Source organism: Psychrobacter sp. S4(2024) (assembly GCF_036861305.1).
Taxonomy (GTDB): domain Bacteria; phylum Pseudomonadota; class Gammaproteobacteria; order Pseudomonadales; family Moraxellaceae; genus Psychrobacter; species Psychrobacter cryohalolentis.
Window position 1 is genome coordinate 440,830 of sequence record NZ_JAZAQR010000001.1, and the last position, 19,888, is coordinate 460,717.

Below are 19,888 nucleotides of genomic sequence, written 5' to 3' on the forward strand. Positions count from 1 at the left end.
GAATAAGAGGGTCGTCAAGTTGAGATATCATCTTGACGACCGGCTAAATCTAACGAACGCTTCAATTACCTAAAGGGCTGAATAACAAGAATCAAACCCTTTACCTAGTAACAGGCAAGTAGCAAGCGCTTAGAAAGTGTTACCAATTTGGAACTGGACTTTTTCAGTCTCATCGCCTTCTTTGTCACCGATAGGTACAGCATAGCTCAAAGAAATCGGACCAATTGGCGTATACCAAGTGACGCCTAAACCGGCACTAAAACGTAGACTGCTATCTTGAGTCAATAATTTCACAGGGCTACCGTCTGGATTAACAGTTGCATTTCCAGCTGGATCAACAAAGTTACGATCTTCCTTATTTGTAGTATCAAATACCTGACCACCTTCAGCAAATAGTACTGGACGTACTTGATCTGCCCAGTCGCCTTTAAATGGCATTGGTAAAATCAATTCAGTACCAAAGCTGACTAGCGCATTACCACCAACTTCTTCATCTTTAAAACGTGCTTTAGGATCTATAGCATCATTGTAGCTTTGTGATTTAGGTCCAAGTGTTGATGCTTCATAACCACGTACTGAACCATAACCACCAGCATAGAAGTTTTCATAAAACGGTAAATTGTTACCATAACCAAGCTTGGTATAACCGCGAGCGACCCAGTCTTTATAGATAGGTTGATAAATGTTACCACGATAAACCAGTTTCTGATAACTGGCATCACCTAAGCCAATGGTCGCATCGACTGTATGGCTCATGCCTTTATTCGGAAATACGGGACGATCTAAAGTGCTGTAATCCCAACCGAATAGTAAGTTGTAGCTTTGATATTCATTTTTAAAACCAGTACGTTCAGTATCAGTAAAGTTTTCGAACGTACCACCGTCATCTATAATCTGCTGAACGCTTGATACACCTAGACGGCTACCGCCACGTACTGTGGTGTTATCAATATTTAAGCCTGCACTCACGCGTTTGGTTTCATCAACTGGATAGCTATAGTTCAGCGTCGCACCATAAGCGTCGGTAACATAGTTACTAACGTTTCGATCATCGTATTTGGTTTCACGGTAATAAGCGCTGATACCTTGTGATACACCATTTTCTGTGAAGTACGGATCGGTATAACCCAAGCTATAAGAATCACGCGTCTCTGAGCGTGACAAAGAAGCTTTAACACGGTCACCAGTACCCATAAAGTTGTTTTGGGTAAGATCTAACTGGAAGGTAACACCGCCACTTTGTGAATAACCAGCAGCAATGGTTGAGCTACCAGATGGCTGCTCTTCAACCGTATAGTTTACATCGACTTGGTCTGGTTGATTAGGAACCGGCTTCACATCAACGTTAACATTTTTAAAAAATCCTGTGCGCATCAAACGCGTACGTGACAGCTGAATCTTATCACTAGAAGCCAATGACCCTTCCAACTGACGCATTTCACGGCGCAGTACTTCATCTTGGGTTTTTAAGTTACCAGTAAAATTGATACGGCGCACGTAAATAGGACGTGCAGGATCAATATAATAATCGATATCGACGACTTTGGTCTCATCATTGATACGGGGTACTGGTCTGATTTGCGCTAAATAATAACCCTCATTACCATAACGACTCTTAAGAGCGGCAGTGGTGGCATCAAGCTTGGCTTGTGAGTACTTTTCTTTAGCATCAAAAGTGACCAGTTCTTTTAATTCACTGGTTTCAAAAGTTGGCTTACCTAAGAAATTAATTTCGCCAAACTGATATTGCTCGCCTTCGCTAAGACTTACTTCGATAAATACACTGCTCTTATCTTCACTGATATTGAGCACCGCATTGTCTACCGAAAAGCGTACATAACCATCATTTAGGTACAGGGCTTTTAAATTTTCTAAACTTGCCGCGAGCTTCTCTTTCGCATAACGATCAGATTTAGATAATAAACGCGTCCATGAAGACTCTTTTACTGCAAAGACTTCTTTAATTTCTTTATCACTAAAGTGCTTATTACCAATGATATTGATATCAACTACTTTGGCCGGCTTGCCTTCGATAAAGCGCACATCAAGTTTGACACGGTTGCCATCAAGCAGCGTCTGATCGACTTCAATATTACTATTGTAATAACCTTGGCTGATATATTGCTGTTGTAGCTCGTTTGCAACGCCTTGTAGGGTTGCTTGCTTAAGTACATTACCAACAGCAAGACCTGCGTTATTTAAGCCTTGCTCAAGCCCTTCCTTGGGAATAAGTTTGTTGCCATCAAAATTAACTTCTGCAATCGTCGGACGTTCAACGACATCAAAGCGCAGCTTGCCGCCTTCAATACGGCTTTGAATGTCAGCAAAGTTTTCGGTCGCATATAGTGCTTTGATACTGGCAGCCAGATTTGCATCATTGACCGTATCACCTATTGTAATAGGCAGTACTGGATATAAACTATCAGGTGTTAGGCGTTGTAGACCATTAAAGCCAATATCAGTGACCACAAATTCTGCAGCCTGAACCGGCATACTCATCATTGCTACAACTAACGGCAACCCAGCCGCGCTCATAAATAAAGGCGTACGCATAAACACTATCCGTCAATAAAAAACTTGCTTAAGTTAAGTTGAAAAGCACATCTTATCTGGTCTCTTTTGTGTCATATCGTAACCACTTAGGGAACAGACTCAGAACACTTTATATAAAACGCGTCATAAAATAAACTAAAATATAAAATTAGTACAGCAGCACGGCGATAAAAGAAATTGCTTATCAGCCTAACAATAGATACAGGATAAGCATAAAACCATTAGTCTATCGCATCTTACCGTGCAAGAAGTATGCTATATCATCAAAACAGCCGACTGATATCATTACCAATTGCTAACACCATGAAACCTGCCAGCAAGAGTAAACCAATATTTAAGCCTACCATTTGCACGCCTTCAGAGAGTGGCTTGCCACGTATCAGCTCAATCAGATAATAGACAATATGACCGCCATCTAATACTGGAATGGGCAGCAGATTCAAAACCGCAAGGCTCAAACTGATTAAGGCTGCGGTAGATAATACCATTTGCCAACTGATATCAAAACTTTGCTTAGCGACTTTGGCAATGGTAATCGGACCTGATAAGTTATCAAGACCTATCATACCTGATAGCATCTTGCCCATTGAGCTGACAGTCATAACAGCCAATTGCTCAGTTTTCTCAAACGATTTGATTAACGACTCAGCTGGACCATAGACCACCGTGGTTTTGTACGCATCAGGAATGACAATCTCAGACTGTGCCACCATAGCACCAATTTGTCCATAATCGTTACCTAAATTGTCTTTTTTACCTTGCGGCATAATCTGCAATTCAATTGGCTGATCATCACGCAATATGCTAAATGTAAGCAAAGTCTCAGGATTGTCGCGGATAATACGAGTGGCGCTAATCCAGTCATTGATGGCTTCATCATTGATAGCAGTGATGCGGTCGCCAGCCTTGAGACCTTGACGACTTGCCGCGCCATCAGGCGTTACATCACCTACTATCGGTGCAATATTTGGTTGCCACGGTATCATACCAAAGCTTGATAAGGCATCTTTACCTTGTGCGGCACCTTGCATAAATTCTTTTATAGGTGCTTGATAAGTTTTGGTTGCATTATTATTGGCTTCTGATTGCAACGTCACGCTTATATTGGCTGTCTCACCCATGCGCCCAGCAAGGCGATAATTAATCCCTTCCCACGTCTGTACGTCATGACCGTCAATCGCAACGATTTTATCACCGGCAGGCAACTGTGCTATCGCGGCAGGCGTATCCGGTAATACTTGACCAATCTTGGTGGCAAGCTGCTCTGAGGGGGTCATAAATAACACCCAGAACAATGCAATGGCAATAACGAAGTTCATGATAGGACCAGCAGCCACAATAGCTATTTTCTTAAGCGGATGCTGACGATTAAATGCTAAATGCTGCTCATCTTTTGCCACCTCACCTTCACGCTCATCAAGCATTTTGACATATCCACCAAGGGGTAATGCCGAGATACGATAATCAATGCCACTTTTTTTGCTGGTCCAGCCAAAAAGCTTAGGACCAAAACCAATAGAATACGTAAGTACTCTAACGCCGCAAAGACGCGCTACAATATAATGACCCCACTCATGCAAAGCAATAAGCGGACCTAAGACAAATATTGCCGCAAGGAGTGTTAATAGAAACGTCATGATCTTTTCTCAGTAGGTACTCTTAACATCATTATAAAGGCGATAGTGCTTGATACATCTAGACCAGTCTTGCCACCAGCTTCTCAGTATGCTGACGCGCTAGGTTATCGATTGCCAAAATCTCATCAATATCGGCAGTCTCAGTTAATGCCGAAACTTGTATCTCATTCAATGCTTGCTCATTAATATCAGCAATATCCGTCAAACGAATTTGATTATTCAAAAATGCGGCAACTGCAATCTCATTCGCCGCATTTAGAATAATGGTCGCGTGCGTACCCGCTTGCATCGCCTCTCGTGCCAAACGTAAGCAGGCAAATTTTTGCAAATCAGGCTCGATAAACTCTAAACCACTTAAGGCAAATAAGTCTAATGGCTGCGAGCCACTGTCAATACGGTCAGGGTAGCTTAGCGCATGAGCGATGGGCGTTTTCATATCTGGGCTGCCAAGCTGCGCCAAAAAGCTGCCATCGCTATATTCTACCATTGAGTGAATGATACTTTGTGGATGAATCACCACATTTATCTTATTTTCAGGCAAATCAAATAAATGACAGGCTTCAATCAGCTCAAGCCCCTTGTTCATCATCGTGGCAGAATCAACGGATATCTTTTGCCCCATCGACCAGTTTGGGTGTTTGACCGCTTCAGCGACACTAGCTTGCTGCATCTGCGTAAATGACTGCTGTAAGAACGGTCCACCAGAAGCCGTTAGCCATAGCTTACGCACGCCATGATTTGGTCGGTGAATTTGGGTATTATCCTGCTGAATGGCAAATGGCAAGCACTGAAAGATAGCGTTATGTTCAGAATCAAGCGGCAGCAAGGTTGCATGATGCGTTTTGACCGCATTAATCATCACTTGCCCTGCCATCACCAGCGCTTCTTTGTTCGCTAGTAAGATACGCTTGCCTGCACGGGCAGCAGCTAGAGTAGAAGGCAAGCCTGCGGCGCCAACAATAGCAGCAACGACAGTATCAGTTTGTGAATCGGTAGCGATATCCACGAGGCCTGTTTCGCCGCCGACTACTTCGATATCAAGTCCTGCTACACTCAGACGCTTAGCGAAGTCATCAACCGCGGCTGTCGGTACGCCTACCCGCTTAGGAGCAAACTGCTGACAAAGAGCAAGCAGCTTGTCTAAACGGTGATAGCCAGATAAAGCATAAACATCGTAATGCTGTGGTTGTGCCGCCAAGATGGCTAACGTACTGTCGCCAATCGAGCCTGTCGCGCCTAATACGGCGATACGTTGGGTCATAACCATGGGTGCCTATAAATGATACGGTAGTAATAAGATGAAATTAAATGAGCAGCTAAGCTTATGTTCTGTCAGATAACTACATAAGCGATTTTGATAGTATTAGGCAAGTCAAACGACTATCAAACCAAACTGCTGTATTGCCCAAAAACCAAGCGCAAATATCGGCGTAGCAGATAGCAGTGAATCAATACGGTCAAGTATTCCACCATGGCCCGGTAGAATCGTTCCTGAATCTTTAACATCAGCACGGCGTTTGAGCATAGACTCAAACAAATCGCCCAGTACGGAAGCTAAAATCGTCAGAGCCGATAATGCCACAAAGGCGATGAGCGCTGCACCCGTCAATTGTAATTTAAAGACACTTATAATTACTACGACCAGTAGTCCTGTGACTAAGCCACCCGCCAGCCCTTCCATACTCTTATTGGGTGAAACGTTCGGTGCCATTTTTCGGCGCCCAAGCTTGCGTCCGACAAAGTAAGCACCACTGTCTGCACACCAGACCAATAAAAACACATATAGTAGCCACCATGGCGACAATTGCCATAAGTAAAACATAGCCGTAATTGAAGCCGTTAATATCACTGCTCCCATTAGCGCCAACTGCTTACCGTACCATTTGGTAGACGTTGGGAAAACTCGTACCCAAGACAGCGCCATTAACCATATGACGAGAGAAGCTGCCCACCAAAAAAGCCACGTGACTTTAAACATGAGTGACACTAACGTCAGCAGCAATACCAATACTACGAAGACCGCAGGCTGACGCCACTTTGGCATCAATTTAGTCCATTCATGGGCGGCAATAATCACCCCAATCCCTAAAAGTGGTGCAAATAATATAGGGGTTTGGCTCGCAAACATTGCAATACCAACGATAATAACGAGAACAATTGCCGTCTTAATTCGTTGCCACATACTTATTGAGCCTTATAATAATGAAGAACATTTGGTCAAATTGCGCGATAAATATTTACTATAGATAATGACGTATCATAGCCAGCTGCTGACTATAATAACGTATTGATAGTGACGCACGCTATTGAAAGTGCTCCAAATTGACAAAAGTCGTCTAATGCTCTTAACATGACCTCTAAGATATTTGCTGAGCCGTCACTATTTGCTCGCTGGTTTTGCCAAAGCGGCGTTGACGTTGAGCAAAATCCTCTAGCATTGCTGCTAGCTCATTGACTCTAAAATCTGGCCACAATGTTGGGGTAAAGAACAGCTCTGCATAGGCTGACTGCCACAATAAGAAGTTGGAGAGACGGTACTCGCCGCCAGTACGTATCAGCATGTCTACTTCTGGCGCATCTGCCAATTGCACATACTCTCCAAGTTTTTCCTTATCAATATCATCGATTGATAACTGACCTGCCTGCACTTGCTGTAATAGCTGCTTTGCTGCATGAGCGATATCCCACTGTCCACCGTAACTGATGGCGATGACCAATGTCATAGCATCAAAATCAGCCGTTTTTGCTTCAGCATCTGCCATCAATAATTGCAAATCATCACTAAGCTGACTGCGGTCGCCGATAAAACGCAAACGAATACGGTACTTAACCATACGAGGCATCTGCTCATTGATGGTTAAGCTCAGCAAATGCATCAGCAATGCCACTTCAGTCGGTGGGCGCTGCCAATTCTCACTGGAAAAGGCAAAGACGGTCAAAACCTCAATACCCGTACTGACGCAATACTCAACAATCGGGTCTAGCGCATCTTTGCCAGCGATATGACCCTGACCTTTACCTAAATTATGGACTTTACCATAGCGGTTATTGCCGTCCATAATAACAGCGATATGGCGTGGAAGAAGGGCTGGAGCTAAATTCTCTGACATAGACATAGGCTAACTTGCTTGTTGTTTAGGTAAAATAATCATAACGCGCGCCATACTTTATAAAAACCCTAACTCATAATTTATATAAAGAGATTCATATAAAGTGCTTATAAAAAAGGACAATATAAACAAGCTATAGAGTAAGATTAATTGTCTACACGGCAACAAACAGCCAATAGCACTTTGATATTGGCTGTTTGTTTTTAGCGACTTGTTATATAAAATATTGATAGCGCATCATTTTTGACAGCAGAAAAATGTACTTATACTGCCATCAAATCGGTTTCTTTTTTGCTTAAGCGGCTATCGATTGTTTCAATATATTTGTCAGTGATTTTTTGAATGTCGTCACTGGCGCGGCGCTCGTCGTCTTCAGAGATCTCTTTTTCTTTGGCTAACTCTTTGATGTCATTCATCATATCACGGCGGATATTACGAATAGAAACACGGCTGTTTTCTGCTTCGCCACGTGCCAATTTTTGCATATCTTTTCGAGTTTCTTCTGTCAATGCTGGCATAGGAACACGAATCACATCAGCAGTCATTGGATTAAGACCCAAATCTGCTTCGCGAATAGCTTTGTCAATCGCTTGCACCATGGTACGGTCAAATGGCTGTACCAGTAGCGTACGCGAATCTTCAACGTTAACACTCGCTACTTGATTTAAAGGCGTAGGCGAACCGTAGTAGCTGACCATCACACCTGTCAACATACCTGGATGCGCGCGACCCGTACGAACTTTACTAAAGGTGCTTTCAAGCGCTTCCAAGGTTTTTTGCATGCGCGCTTCGCCGTCTTGCTTAATTTCTTGAATCATGAGGTATCCTTATTTATCGCTACCGACAAATCATTTATTGTTTATTATAAAAACTATTCAGGTGTTTTCACAGATAAGCAGCTGTCTTACTTCTGCCTATCTTTTATCATATTTTTGGGTACGTTATTAATGATAGACGCGTGTGCCCTCATTCTCGCCCATCACAACATTTAATAAAGCATTAGGCTTATTCATATCAAAGACTTGTAATGGTACATCGTGCTCACGACATAATGCGATGGCAGTCAAATCCATAACTCCAAGCTTTTGCTCTAACACCTCATCAAAGGTCAGACCATCATATTTTACCGCATCGCTATGTAGGCTTGGGTCTTTATCATAAACACCATCTACTTTGGTCGCTTTTAGAATCAAGCCTGCTTCAATTTCAATACCACGTAAGCAAGCAGCCGTATCAGTGGTAAAGAATGGATTGCCCGTACCCGCGACAAAGATACATACTTCGCCATTTTTAAGATAACGAATCGCATTACGGCTGCTATAACTTTCAGTGACTTCACCAATCGGCAGGGCTGACATTAGGCGCGTTTTGATATTACGGCGCTCAAGAGCATCACGCATTGCAAGGCCATTCATAACGGTTGCAAGCATGCCCATTTGATCGCCAGTGACGCGGCCGACCAAACCCTCTTTTTGTAATTGGGCACCGCGATATAAGTTACCACCACCGACCACGATACCCACTTGGACACCAAGCCCGCGCAAATGGGCGATAGATAAGCTCATCTTATCAAGCACTTCAGTATCAATACCCATATCTTTCGTACCCGCTAAGGCTTCACCAGAGAGTTTTAGCAAGATACGAGAATAACGCGGGTTTTTGTCAGACATGAGGTCACCTTGTCAGTATTGAATTATAATTAAAGTTATCGGTAATATACAAATAGAGTTTACTTTGAGACTTGACGGCATTGCCCAACTTAAGGATAAGCAGGTACAAAGGTCAAATTGCGCTAATTGTAGCAAAAACTGCCCACGATTGGGCAATTTTCATGCGCCTATTACAGTGACTGCTTAGCCTTTGTAACTGGCAAACAAATCATATTCACTAGCATCGTCGATAGTAACCGTTAAGAACTGCCCAACTTTGACGTGAGCGTCAATATCATCGACATAGACATGACCGTCAATCTCTGGTGCGTCAGCATAGCTACGGCAAATCGCAACACCTTCTTCTCTATCAATTTCGTCGACCAATACCATCAAGGTTTTGCCAATTTTCTCTTGCAGTTTTTGGGCTGAAATATCTTGCTGTAACGTCATCAAACGCTCGTAACGTTCTTGCTTGACATCTTCTGGCACATGATTTGGCAAGTCATTGGCAACCGCACCTTCAACTTCTGAATAGGTAAAGGCACCAACGCGATCAAGACGGGCTTCTACCAACCAATCAAGCAAGCATTGGAAATCTTCTTCTGTCTCACCAGGGAAGCCAACAACGAAGGTTGAGCGAATGACGATATCAGGGCAAATCTCACGCCATGCATGGATACGCGCCAAGGTATTTTCGCTGTGCGCTGGACGTTTCATGGCTTTTAGGATGCGATGGCTGGCATGTTGGAATGGAATATCAAGATAAGGCAATAATTTCTTCTCGCCCATTAATTCTACGACTTTATCCACATGCGGATACGGATACACATAGTGTAGACGCACCCAAATACCCAAATCGTTTAACGCTTGGCACAAGTCATAAAATTTAGACTTCAGCGGCATACCATTCCAAAAGCTTGTCTTATACTTTAAGTCCAGACCATAAGCAGAAGTATCTTGCGAGATAATCAATAGCTCTTTCACACCAGCCTTTTTCAGCGCCAGCGCCTCATTCATCACGCTATCAATCGGACGTGAAACCAAGTCTCCACGTAAGCTTGGAATGATGCAGAAAGTACAACGGTGGTTACAACCTTCTGATATTTTTAGATAAGCATAATGGCTAGGCGTTAATTTGATACCTGCCTCATTAATCAAATCTATTTTTGGGTCGTAACTGGCATCCAAACCACGGTCAGGCTTTGGTACATGCAACGCGACGGCTCTAATGACGTCATCATAAGCATGAGCGCCCGTCACTGCTAGTACAGCAGGATGCATTTCACGGATTTTATCTGCCTCTTTACCCAAGCAGCCTGTCACAATCACCTTACCGTTTTTACTGATAGCTTCACCGATTGCATCGAGCGACTCTTGTACCGCAGATTCGATGAAGCCGCACGTATTGACCACTACTAAGTCGGCGCCTTCATAATCACTGGCTACTTGATAGCCATCACGGCTAAGCTCTGTGATAATGCGTTCACTATCGACCAAGGCTTTTGGACAACCTAGAGACACAAATCCAATCTTTGGCGCGGCATTGACAGGGGCATTGGTCGTTGCTGTTGTCGTTTTAGCTGAAGCCGCTGAAACTACCTCGCTGCTTTGTTCGACACTACGATTTTGATTATGATTGGCTTTATGATGGTAAGGTTGAACACTGTTCGTCGAGCTTTGCGCAGGCATTGCTGTCGGCTTAGCAGGATTAAAGAGAGTGGCAGTGTCTTTTGGTATAGAAGCTGGCTGTGAAGGGGCTATAGTCGTATTAACGGACTCGGTAGAAATATTGGGCATGGCTAACCTTGCTAGAGATAAATTGGCTGTGCGCATTGTACGTTTTTTTTACAAAAATCGCCAGTTTTGCCGCTCTATAGTGTTGATTTATGGTTAAATATTATATCGAGCCTCTATTTATCTAGGTATTAATCATGACCGCTGATTTTATAAGCGCAAAACCAACGCCTGACTTAACCTTTATATCGCAGCATTTGTTCACGGCTATCTTGTGGGTCAATGATGAATTGTCTATTACTTGGCTAAATGCCCAGGCTGAGCAGCTACTGGCGATCAGTAGTGGACGATTGCTTAATCAGTCGGTATTGATGTTGCTTGCGCCCGAAGAGTTGAAAACCAAAAGCAGCACACTTATTGACAGTCCAAAAGACAAAACCTGCTCTTTGACTGAACGCTTTTTTCAAGCGAAGCAGTATCAACAACCTTTTATTGACCATGACCATCTGATAAACAGCCCATTAAATGGCAAATTATCACTCTCGATTGACTATAGCGTCACCCCTGTTATCTATCAGCAGCAAAATTACTTTATTATAGAGATATGGGGCAAAGACCGCCAAAGTCGTATCTCAGAAGAACAGCGCCAACAGCAGCAGTACAATGTTGCGCGTCATATGCTGCGCTCGGTTGCCCATGAAATCAAAAATCCGTTGGCTGGTATTCGCGGTGCCGCGCAATTATTGCAGCGTCAATTTATCAAATTTAGTGAGCGCTCTTTTAATACTCACACTACTGATACTGACTACCCTAGCCTTATATCGAGCCCGACTTTAAACCCTGATAACCATCTACAGAAAACCGCTGACAAATTACGCAGCTATACCGATATCATTATCTCAGAGACAGATCGCCTAACTCAGCTGATTGGGCAGTTTCTTGGTTCTAATCAATTACCACATTGGCAAATGCTCAATGTTCATGAGCCAATAGAGCATGTTTTGGCATTGATCATCCACCAATATCCGCAAGTTTTATTACAGCGTGACTATGACTTATCGTTACCTGAACTCTGTGCTGATAAAGACCAGCTGATTCAAGTCTTCTTAAACTTAATTAATAATGCTTGCGAATCCATGACGGAATTTGCACAAACACTGCAGCAAAGCGTGCCAGCCGTATCCAGTCAATCAACATCAGATAGTCCACTTAATAATCTTGATTTTGACGATGGCTATCAACCCAAACTCCATATTCAAACACGTGTTGCCTTTCAACATACGATTGCTGGGCAGCAACATAAACAAGTACTACAAGTTGCTATCACCGATAATGGTTCTGGCATTCATCCTGATATCATTGGGCAGATATTCTTCCCTATGGTGACCAGTCGCGCGCTAGGAACTGGGCTTGGTTTATCCATTGTGCAAGATATTATCAGCCGTCATCATGGTATGATTGATGTCAGCTCTACTCAATCGCAGGGCACCAGCACGAATACTAATGTCGATAATAAAAACAGCCATTATAGTCAAACCCGTTTTACCCTTTATTTGCCTTTTCATCAGCCAATTGCTGAAAATTAATGCCTTCACCTCAATTCTTCTCACTGCTTATTAGGCTAAATACATGACCCAGTATAATGACACCCAATCTCTTACAAGCAATGAGCGAACGCCAATGGTCACGGTCAATAACAATCCTGATAATGAGCCTGCCACTTTATGGCTCATTGATGATGATGCGGCGCTGCGTATGGTGCTTGCAGATACTTTTGAAGACGCTGGATTGACAGTTATCAGCTTTACCCAAGCACAAGCAGCGTGGACACGCCTCAATGATATTCTAAAATCGTCAGAGTCAACCGCCTTGTTACCTGATGTGATATTGACCGATATTCGTATGCCGATGATGGATGGTCTATCCTTTAGTGACTGGGTACACAAGCACTTTCCTAAGCTTCCGATTGTCATTATGACAGCGCATTCAGACCTTACTTCTGCCATTAGCAGCTATCAGACTGGTGCATTTGAATATCTACCCAAGCCGTTTGATTTAGATGATGCGGTCGCAACGATTTATAAAGCCATTAATTATCAGCCGAATCTAGTCATATCAAACCATTCAATCGAGTCTAATACGAATGTAAGTACCGATACCAAAGAACAGCCTGTGAACAAATCAAATGCAGCCAAATCAGCTAGAAAAACCTCTAAAGCTGCTGAAAGTAAAACTCATGAAAAACCCAAACCCCAAACTAATAACAATCCAAGCGGCATCATTGGTCAATCACAAGCCATGCAAACGGTATTTCGTGCCATTGGTAGACTTGCGCACTCACCGATTACTGTTTTAATCACTGGTGAATCAGGTACAGGTAAAGAGTTGGTCGCTAGCGCCTTACATCAGCACTCACCGCGACACAATAAAACCTTTATTGCACTAAATATGGCAGCAATTCCCCATGATTTGATTGAGTCTGAATTGTTTGGTCATGAAAAAGGCGCATTCACTGGCGCCACAACTTCACGCCAAGGTCGTTTTGAGCAAGCAGATGGCGGCACGTTATTTTTAGATGAAATCGGTGATATGCCTTTTAGTACCCAAACGCGGCTGCTACGAGTGCTGGCAAATGGTGAGTTTTTTCGCGTGGGTGGTCAGCAGCCCGTCAAAGTAGATGTACGCATTATTGCCGCTACCCATCAAAACTTGGAAGAATTGGTCAAACAAGGCAAATTCCGTGAGGATCTATTTTATCGCCTGAATGTCATTCGCCTGCCATTGCCGCCCTTACGGACTCGCCGCGAGGACGTACCAGCATTAACCACTTATTTTATGCAGCGCGCTGCTGAGCAGATGAATACGGCACCAAAACAACTACATCCGGCAGCAATGCAAATGATGCAGTCTTTTGAATGGCGCGGTAATGTCCGTCAACTTGAGAATGTCTGTCTCTGGCTGACAGTAATGGCGACTGGCGACACCGTTATGATCGATGACTTGCCTCCAGAGTTGCTCGAAAACATCCCCTCTACTCTAGACAATCAACAGCAGCATGTATCCTCACAAGACGCTATTGAAAATAATCATCTACAAAGTCAGGATACTTTTGGCACCCAAAGCTGGCAACAAGCTTTAGGTGTTTGGGCGAAGCAGTCACTACAAGCTGGCGCAACCGATATTTTACAGACAGCAACACCTGAGTTTGAACGGGTCTTGCTAACCGCAGCGCTCCATCATAGCGGCGGCAAAAAGATAGCTGCTGCCAACTTACTTGGCTGGGGACGCAATACGCTGACACGTAAATTACAGCAGCTGAACCTCTCATCATATCAAGAGTAATATTAGTGTGAATAAAGTGATAAAAAATATGAATTAAAAAAATCAGTAATATCAATTGTTTATGATATTCAGCAAAAAAAATTGATAAATAATTAAAAATAAGTGCAAATAGGGCTTGCCAAACTATTCAAACTCTATATAATAGCCAACCACTGAGACGCACTACCGAATCAGTTATTTATCTCAATGGGGTTTGAATATCAACACCAAAGATGATAAGGTAACGAAAATGGGGCTGTGGCGGAATTGGTAGACGCACCAGATTTAGGTTCTGGCGCCGCAAGGTGTGAGAGTTCGAGTCTCTCCAGCCCCACCATTTTTCGATAGTGATTAGATTGTCTCAAACCTATACTAAACCTGCCTTCGGGCAGGTTTTTTTATTGCCTAAAATTTGACGAGTATTTATTAAAGGTGCTGTTGGCGCAGTTTTGGCGCAGTTTCTGCAATTCAACTACCGATTAAACCTCGGTAGTTAGTCGCCATAATCCAGCTTCATCATCTCAGCTTGCATGCGCTCGGTATTAATCCACTTTGCATAGATTTTGGTGAACGTAATAATATCGTGGCCCATCTGATACGCAGCAGCAGAAACATCGATCATACTATTGAGCATTGTAGTCGCATAAGTATGACGGCAATTATAAGCAGGTCGCATTCTTATACCGATCACTGGTAGCACTTCCTGAAACTTCTCAGACAATTTGTCCGGTCTTGTCCATGGCTCATCGGTGTGTAAGCTGATAAATAGGCGTGACTGGTGGCCAGTGAGGACCTTGAGTCTATCCAATACGACCAATATCTTATCATTGAGATAGATATTGCGGATTTCATTAGTCTTAGTTGATAGCTGCACTTTTCCACTGCTCAACGTCTTACTTACTTTTGCCAATCGATTGGTTATATCTATGTCAGCCCAGTCTATGGCCAATGACTCACCAGGGCGACAACCGGTCCAGAACTGCCATACAAAATATAGATACCAAATCTCTTTATCATCTGTCCAATGGCTTTGCATATAATCAAGTATGGCCATACGCTCATTAGGCAAAAAAGGATCTGGCTCATCCTTTTGAGTCTTCTTATTACGAATACGTTTAGTGGGCAACTCTTCAATAATTTCATCAATAAATGCTAAATCAAACACTCCGCGCAGTGGCGTGAGTGCGTCATTAGCAGTTTTAGCGCTGCTAAAGTCATTCTGTGCGAGTGCAGTGCGTACCATTGCCGGGGTTATATCTGCAATTGCCATAGATGCAAAAAAAGGCATCCACTTATTTTTGAGGATGCCTTTATATTTACGTCTAGTGCCTGTATTTCCGCTATCTAAGCTATCAAGATAAAGCTGCGCATAATCTGCAAAAAGCGGTCTATCATCTGCTGTCGTCTCATCAATAATATTACAAGCCAATTCGATATCTGTTACCGTCAAATTCTCCCACTTTCTACGAGCCATCAAACTAGCTCGTAGCTTTCCCGCTTGGGCAATATTCTTTGGCGTCGCCGTGTACGGGAGGACGAAGTACCTGCGCCCTTCTCCTTTGATTGGGATATTAATTTCGACGCTGCCGCTTCGCACTCTAACGCCTTTTGGATACCCTGTTGGTCCAGCCATTCATTCCACCCATTTAGACTAAAGTAAATCTTATTATCAATCTTTTTCCACACCATACCTTCAGGCCATTTATCTTTTGCCATGTATAAGCGTTCATGTGGTAGACCAATAAGTTTACCAAATTGAGGGAGAGTTACCCAGTCCAACGGGACATTTGATTTGATAATTTCAATGACATCCATCTCACTCAACCTCCCTGTCTATGGCGCTGTTTTGCCAGTCCGTTGTGTCGTATCCCGAATCCCATATGCCACAGTTCCATGGCAGTAATATCTCGTTGTTTAATATTCGAGTGACTGTTGCTGCGTTCAGACTATAAACAACCAGTTTTCCTTTCTTATCTATTCGAGCACTCTTAATCCATTTCGGCATACCGTCAAAAACAGCTTGAGTTAAGTTACTCACAATCATTCTCCTTATTCAATTCAATCGACAACAACCAAACCACTGCGACCACCAACATACCAAGCAAGATAGCAGTACCAGCGATCACTAAGAGTTGCTCATTATTGGTTAACATCACCGTCCCCTTCTCTCAAATACGCTTTGGCAGTCTACACAGAGCGTTACCCCGCCCACGGCTTGGCGTCTAGCCGGTATATCTTCGCCACATTCCAAACATTCTGTCAGTGACGGTTTATCAAATTTTGGCGCGCGACTTAGGCAGTGAGCCAGTGTTAAATCAACATAGTCGTTTGCGCGATCAGCATCATCAGCCATTACTTACCCCATCTTCTCAACGTTCGCTTCGATACGCTTATAGCCGATACCGTAGCGATATTCTATTTTCATCCCACGGTCAGCCAAGCGACATGCCCGACCAACCAGGTGACGACCAGCACTGCATGCGTCTACAATTTCCCAGCAGCTTGTGTCTACTTCTAGCCAACTCAGGCCATAATTATTTGCTGCAAACGTGATTCTTTTAATCTTTTTTGACATTACTACTCTCACTTGCTTGGATCATTGCATCTGCCCAGTCACGTATGTCTTTTAAGCGGTCGATGCTGAATTTTTTAAGGATATAAATATCTGCTTTGTCTGGCATTTTGTTATGCGGCGTTTGCAGCTTGATAAATAGTGCGTCATCTCTGACAAATAAATGAGCACGGCGGTTAAGGGATAATGTTTTACTCATCGCTATCTAACTCCTTGAATGCCCAATCTGCATTCCAATCATGTACACGCTTGCGATATTTCGATGGTAAAAACATCATTAAAGGATGCACTACCCCGCTGTGTACAAACTCTTTCAAGTACTGTTTAAATTTCCTCATCGCCGCAGCTCCCGTAATATCAGACTTTTAATCGTACCGGCTGCGTATAACTGCCCATTTTTACCATCGATGTTGACGACATGATGATTGCGCGTACCATAATGCTCTCTGCTGATTTCCAAGTAATAACCGTGGTGCTCAGCTTTTTTACGCTTATCGATACGATTGCGGATTTGACACTTATAGTTATCAGGTGTGCAGCTGAGTAAGACACTGATATCGGGTACGACGCCCTCAGCGTCCCAAAGCGGCTGAATCATACGACGTTTGACAGCAGAGTCAGCATTACGATGCTTATCAAACAAGATGACGTCCAAGTGACCATAGTTGCCAAGCAAATAATCATCGTCAAAGTTGACTACATCGATACCGCGCTCAAGTTTAATGACGTCAGTGATAATGCCTTGAGCATTTAAGCAGCGCTGCACGCGTTCGCATGCAGTTGTCACTCCAATATGAGGCGCACCGCTGACATTAATCAGCAAAGGCCCTTTACGTTTTTGGTTATTGATAGACATTACGCCACCTCACTGTGTTCGCTATTGGCAGCTACAGTGTCAAGTAGCGGCTCAAGGTTGATGTTATGAGCAAACGCCTTGCGTAAGTCAGCTTCTAAATGTACCAATACAGCCCAATACATTGGATTGATACGGCAACGACGCTGTGACACTTGCACGATTACTAGGCGCAGTTGCTCAGCGACATCAAGCATAGTGTGCTGGTCGCGGAGTTCGATTGGCTTGGTGATATGCTTGCACCACTGATTTTCGGCATCGCGTAAAGCGGTACGGCTGACAGCGTTGCTAAGTTTGGCATTATGGATAAGCGATACGAGGATAACGCTCGGCTTGATATTGGCGATATTACGCATAGCAAGCCTCCAGCGCAGCACGGAATGCTGGTAGTTCGGCTTCGGTGATGGTGCGGTATGTATTATTTTCACTGAAATAGACCGCCAAACTTTCACCACGACTATTGCAATAACTTTCGTTAAAACTGAGCACTTCCAATACTTTTAAATCGCGTGACTGGCAACTAATGACGCCAAACCTCACAACGTTATGATCTTCTTCTTTAGTCTTATAAGGCTTACCGACCACGATATCCCATGCCATCAACTTATCACCACCCATCGCATAGTCGTCTTCACTAAAGCGGTCCATGCTATGCATGCGCTGGATAAGTGTTTCGGATAGGTTTTTGATAAAGATAAGCTGCATATCAGCTTGGGTGATTTGTGGTACTGATTCAGATAGCCAATTAGGTTGGTCTAATACATCATCGATATGTGGGACGCATTCGTCTAAGTCGTTGCCGCTTAGATAATCGACATCGTTGATGGTTTCGCGGGCAATGGCGCTGTTTTGCCAGTTTGTGGCGTTAAACTTACCTTTAAGCGCTCGAAATAGGCATGTTGGTATTCTCACCTGCGCATCTTCTGTAACTGCCCAAGCATCATCGCTCGGCTCAATATCACTAATTTGCATACTTGATATAGCTGCTTTGCCGTATGAGTTTACATGAGCTGTTACAAACTTTTTAGGTTGCCCTTCAAACACCCATTGCCCAAGCTGCAAAAACTCAGGCTGTGGCGCATCATTAGCTGCTTCAGCTTGCATAGCTGCAAGTAAGCGGTCGCCGTGACTGTCATTTTTAACTGACAGCGCGCGAGTCACTTCGTCTAGTTTGCCTTTTAAAGAATCAATTGCGACTTTGGTTTCATTATCAAAACCGATTTCAAAGCGCGTGATTATCTTGCCTTTGTTGGTTAACTTGCTCACGCAGCACCTCCAAACGACATAACTATAATCAATATGGTGCAAAGCCCCATAAACCAGCGTGTATTTCTACGCGCTAATTTGTTGGTTATTTCGGTTTGAGTAAGTTTCTGCTCAGCGGCTTGGAGTTGCTGGTTACGTTCAGCTAGGATTAGTTGTAGGCGCTCAATCTGTTGTTGAGCGCGCGTTGGTGGGACCGTTCCGTTGGTTTGATATTGAGACATGACGTTATACCCGTTTTGTTGATTACGGGTATATAATTACATTTGTAATTCACACTGTCAATTACTTTTGTAATTTAAAAGCAGAATAAGTGTTTTTTATAATTACAATTCAACTATTTTTAGAAATTCCTTTTCTGTAATTATTTGTATATTTAAACCTTCCTTGACTAAATCCTCTGCTTTGCGGTGTTTGCTGCTCTTCTCATGTCCAGCTAATAGAGTTAGATCCTGTACACCAATCACTAAGTAGTTTAGTTTTTTTGACACGCCTGACTTAACATCGAATCCATGTTTGGCAGCTAAGTCTGAAATCTCTCCGCGCCCCATACCTAGTTCACCAGTAAAGCACATCGATAAGCCTGAGAAACGACCATTGCTATCTCCATTTCTTGCCTGTGTTCTAGCAGGATACGCCTTTGATTTTTTATTAGTAGATAATTTCTTAACATCGATCCAGTCATTAATACTCTGTTGTTGCTCGCGCAAAATGGTCTTAACAACGAACCCACAGGCCTTAGCATCTTCCAATGCATCATGATGTGAAAAACTATATCCCCATTCATTACAAACATTACTCAAACTATAGCCACTATAAGCCCATTTTTCGCATGTTTCTCGAACCATAAGACTGCTATCAACCCATACCCAATTAGGGATAGGGAGATTAGATGCCGTTAAACACTGGGATATAGCTTTGTAGTCAAAACCCGTATGACTAACAACAGGCAAATCGCTTATAAACTTTAGTATATTTCCATATATATCAAATATAGTAGGAGCGTCTTTCACCATGTCACGAGTTATACCGTGAATTTCAATATTTTTTTGGCTAAATGAATCATCAGGATTAACATAACTGACGAATGTATCTACCAGCCTCCCTTTCATGTATTTAGCTAAGCCTATTTGGCAGATTGACCCTGCATTATAGTTAGCTGTTTCCACATCTATTGCTATGAAATCCATAAA

At 43.2% G+C, this 19,888-nt stretch carries 21 protein-coding genes and 1 tRNA gene; 3 read left to right on the forward strand and 19 right to left on the reverse strand.

Annotated features, from left to right (window positions below):
• Positions 1 to 129: 129 nt before the first annotated feature.
• The 8 genes from bamA to rimO form a co-directional block, all read right to left on the reverse strand.
• Positions 130 to 2,553 (reverse strand): outer membrane protein assembly factor BamA, encoded by a 2,424-nt coding sequence (bamA, locus tag VLA57_RS01810; protein WP_333954167.1) that lies wholly within the window; start codon positions 2,551 to 2,553, stop codon positions 130 to 132.
• 263 nt (positions 2,554 to 2,816) lie between these two features.
• Positions 2,817 to 4,190: an RIP metalloprotease RseP gene (rseP, locus tag VLA57_RS01815; RefSeq protein WP_133104434.1), complete on the reverse strand. Its 1,374-nt coding sequence runs from the start codon at positions 4,188 to 4,190 to the stop codon at positions 2,817 to 2,819.
• 58 nt (positions 4,191 to 4,248) lie between these two features.
• The gene (gene ispC, locus VLA57_RS01820) at positions 4,249 to 5,457 is read right to left on the reverse strand and encodes a 1-deoxy-D-xylulose-5-phosphate reductoisomerase (RefSeq protein WP_133104433.1); all 1,209 of its coding nucleotides are present in this window, start codon (positions 5,455 to 5,457) and stop codon (positions 4,249 to 4,251) included.
• A 105-nt stretch (positions 5,458 to 5,562) separates the two neighbouring features.
• The gene (locus VLA57_RS01825) at positions 5,563 to 6,372 is read right to left on the reverse strand and encodes a phosphatidate cytidylyltransferase (RefSeq protein WP_333954168.1); all 810 of its coding nucleotides are present in this window, start codon (positions 6,370 to 6,372) and stop codon (positions 5,563 to 5,565) included.
• A 175-nt stretch (positions 6,373 to 6,547) separates the two neighbouring features.
• Entirely contained in the window at positions 6,548 to 7,306 is a 759-nt protein-coding gene (uppS, locus tag VLA57_RS01830; RefSeq protein WP_413786625.1) for a polyprenyl diphosphate synthase, read from the reverse strand.
• A 257-nt stretch (positions 7,307 to 7,563) separates the two neighbouring features.
• Positions 7,564 to 8,118, reverse strand: a complete 555-nt coding sequence (frr, locus tag VLA57_RS01835; protein ID WP_011514038.1) for a ribosome recycling factor — start codon at positions 8,116 to 8,118, stop codon at positions 7,564 to 7,566.
• A gap of 126 nt (positions 8,119 to 8,244) precedes the next feature.
• Positions 8,245 to 8,970, reverse strand: a complete 726-nt coding sequence (gene pyrH, locus VLA57_RS01840; RefSeq protein WP_011514039.1) for a UMP kinase — start codon at positions 8,968 to 8,970, stop codon at positions 8,245 to 8,247.
• Between the two features lie 183 nt (positions 8,971 to 9,153).
• Complete coding sequence (gene rimO, locus VLA57_RS01845) at positions 9,154 to 10,749, reverse strand: 30S ribosomal protein S12 methylthiotransferase RimO (protein ID WP_333954169.1); 1,596 nt, start codon at positions 10,747 to 10,749, stop codon at positions 9,154 to 9,156.
• A 134-nt stretch (positions 10,750 to 10,883) separates the two neighbouring features.
• Here rimO and VLA57_RS01850 point away from each other — a divergent pair, with 134 nt between their 5' ends.
• The 3 genes from VLA57_RS01850 to VLA57_RS01860 all read left to right on the forward strand — a co-directional run bounded on the left by VLA57_RS01850 (position 10,884) and on the right by VLA57_RS01860 (position 14,344).
• Complete coding sequence (locus VLA57_RS01850) at positions 10,884 to 12,272, forward strand: two-component system sensor histidine kinase NtrB (RefSeq protein WP_333954170.1); 1,389 nt, start codon at positions 10,884 to 10,886, stop codon at positions 12,270 to 12,272.
• A 43-nt stretch (positions 12,273 to 12,315) separates the two neighbouring features.
• The gene (locus VLA57_RS01855; RefSeq protein WP_333954171.1) at positions 12,316 to 14,028 is read left to right on the forward strand and encodes a sigma 54-interacting transcriptional regulator; all 1,713 of its coding nucleotides are present in this window, start codon (positions 12,316 to 12,318) and stop codon (positions 14,026 to 14,028) included.
• Positions 14,029 to 14,259: 231 nt separating this feature from the next.
• A tRNA-Leu gene (locus VLA57_RS01860) sits at positions 14,260 to 14,344 on the forward strand.
• 156 nt (positions 14,345 to 14,500) lie between these two features.
• Here VLA57_RS01860 and VLA57_RS01865 read toward each other — a convergent pair.
• The 11 genes from VLA57_RS01865 to VLA57_RS01915 all read right to left on the reverse strand — a co-directional run bounded on the left by VLA57_RS01865 (position 14,501) and on the right by VLA57_RS01915 (position 19,885).
• Positions 14,501 to 15,640 carry a tyrosine-type recombinase/integrase gene (locus VLA57_RS01865; protein ID WP_333954172.1) on the reverse strand — a complete coding sequence of 380 codons (1,140 nt, stop codon included), beginning with the start codon at positions 15,638 to 15,640 and terminating at the stop codon, positions 14,501 to 14,503.
• A 183-nt stretch (positions 15,641 to 15,823) separates the two neighbouring features.
• On the reverse strand, positions 15,824 to 16,045 hold the full coding sequence (locus tag VLA57_RS01870) for a hypothetical protein (RefSeq protein ID WP_333954173.1): 222 nt from the start codon (positions 16,043 to 16,045) through the stop codon (positions 15,824 to 15,826).
• Positions 16,038 to 16,160, reverse strand: a complete 123-nt coding sequence (locus VLA57_RS01875; RefSeq protein WP_333954174.1) for a hypothetical protein — start codon at positions 16,158 to 16,160, stop codon at positions 16,038 to 16,040. The genes VLA57_RS01870 and VLA57_RS01875 overlap by 8 nt, the downstream gene beginning before the upstream one ends.
• Positions 16,160 to 16,360: a TraR/DksA C4-type zinc finger protein gene (locus VLA57_RS01880; RefSeq protein ID WP_198328436.1), complete on the reverse strand. Its 201-nt coding sequence runs from the start codon at positions 16,358 to 16,360 to the stop codon at positions 16,160 to 16,162. Before VLA57_RS01880 ends, VLA57_RS01875 begins: the two co-directional genes overlap by 1 nt.
• Before the next feature lie 3 nt (positions 16,361 to 16,363).
• A complete protein-coding gene (locus VLA57_RS01885) occupies positions 16,364 to 16,582 on the reverse strand; it encodes a hypothetical protein (RefSeq protein WP_198328435.1) in 219 nt (72 codons plus the stop codon).
• Positions 16,566 to 16,778 carry a hypothetical protein gene (locus VLA57_RS01890; RefSeq protein WP_093071442.1) on the reverse strand — a complete coding sequence of 71 codons (213 nt, stop codon included), beginning with the start codon at positions 16,776 to 16,778 and terminating at the stop codon, positions 16,566 to 16,568. Before VLA57_RS01890 ends, VLA57_RS01885 begins: the two co-directional genes overlap by 17 nt.
• Positions 16,771 to 16,917, reverse strand: a complete 147-nt coding sequence (locus VLA57_RS01895) for a hypothetical protein (RefSeq protein ID WP_333954177.1) — start codon at positions 16,915 to 16,917, stop codon at positions 16,771 to 16,773. The genes VLA57_RS01890 and VLA57_RS01895 overlap by 8 nt, the downstream gene beginning before the upstream one ends.
• Positions 16,914 to 17,435, reverse strand: a complete 522-nt coding sequence (locus VLA57_RS01900; RefSeq protein ID WP_333954178.1) for a hypothetical protein — start codon at positions 17,433 to 17,435, stop codon at positions 16,914 to 16,916. Before VLA57_RS01900 ends, VLA57_RS01895 begins: the two co-directional genes overlap by 4 nt.
• Complete coding sequence (locus VLA57_RS01905; RefSeq protein ID WP_333954179.1) at positions 17,435 to 17,788, reverse strand: hypothetical protein; 354 nt, start codon at positions 17,786 to 17,788, stop codon at positions 17,435 to 17,437. Before VLA57_RS01905 ends, VLA57_RS01900 begins: the two co-directional genes overlap by 1 nt.
• On the reverse strand, positions 17,781 to 18,698 hold the full coding sequence (locus VLA57_RS01910) for a hypothetical protein (RefSeq protein WP_333954180.1): 918 nt from the start codon (positions 18,696 to 18,698) through the stop codon (positions 17,781 to 17,783). The genes VLA57_RS01905 and VLA57_RS01910 overlap by 8 nt, the downstream gene beginning before the upstream one ends.
• Before the next feature lie 323 nt (positions 18,699 to 19,021).
• Positions 19,022 to 19,885 (reverse strand): exonuclease domain-containing protein, encoded by an 864-nt coding sequence (locus tag VLA57_RS01915; RefSeq protein WP_333954181.1) that lies wholly within the window; start codon positions 19,883 to 19,885, stop codon positions 19,022 to 19,024.
• Positions 19,886 to 19,888 lie beyond the last annotated feature (3 nt).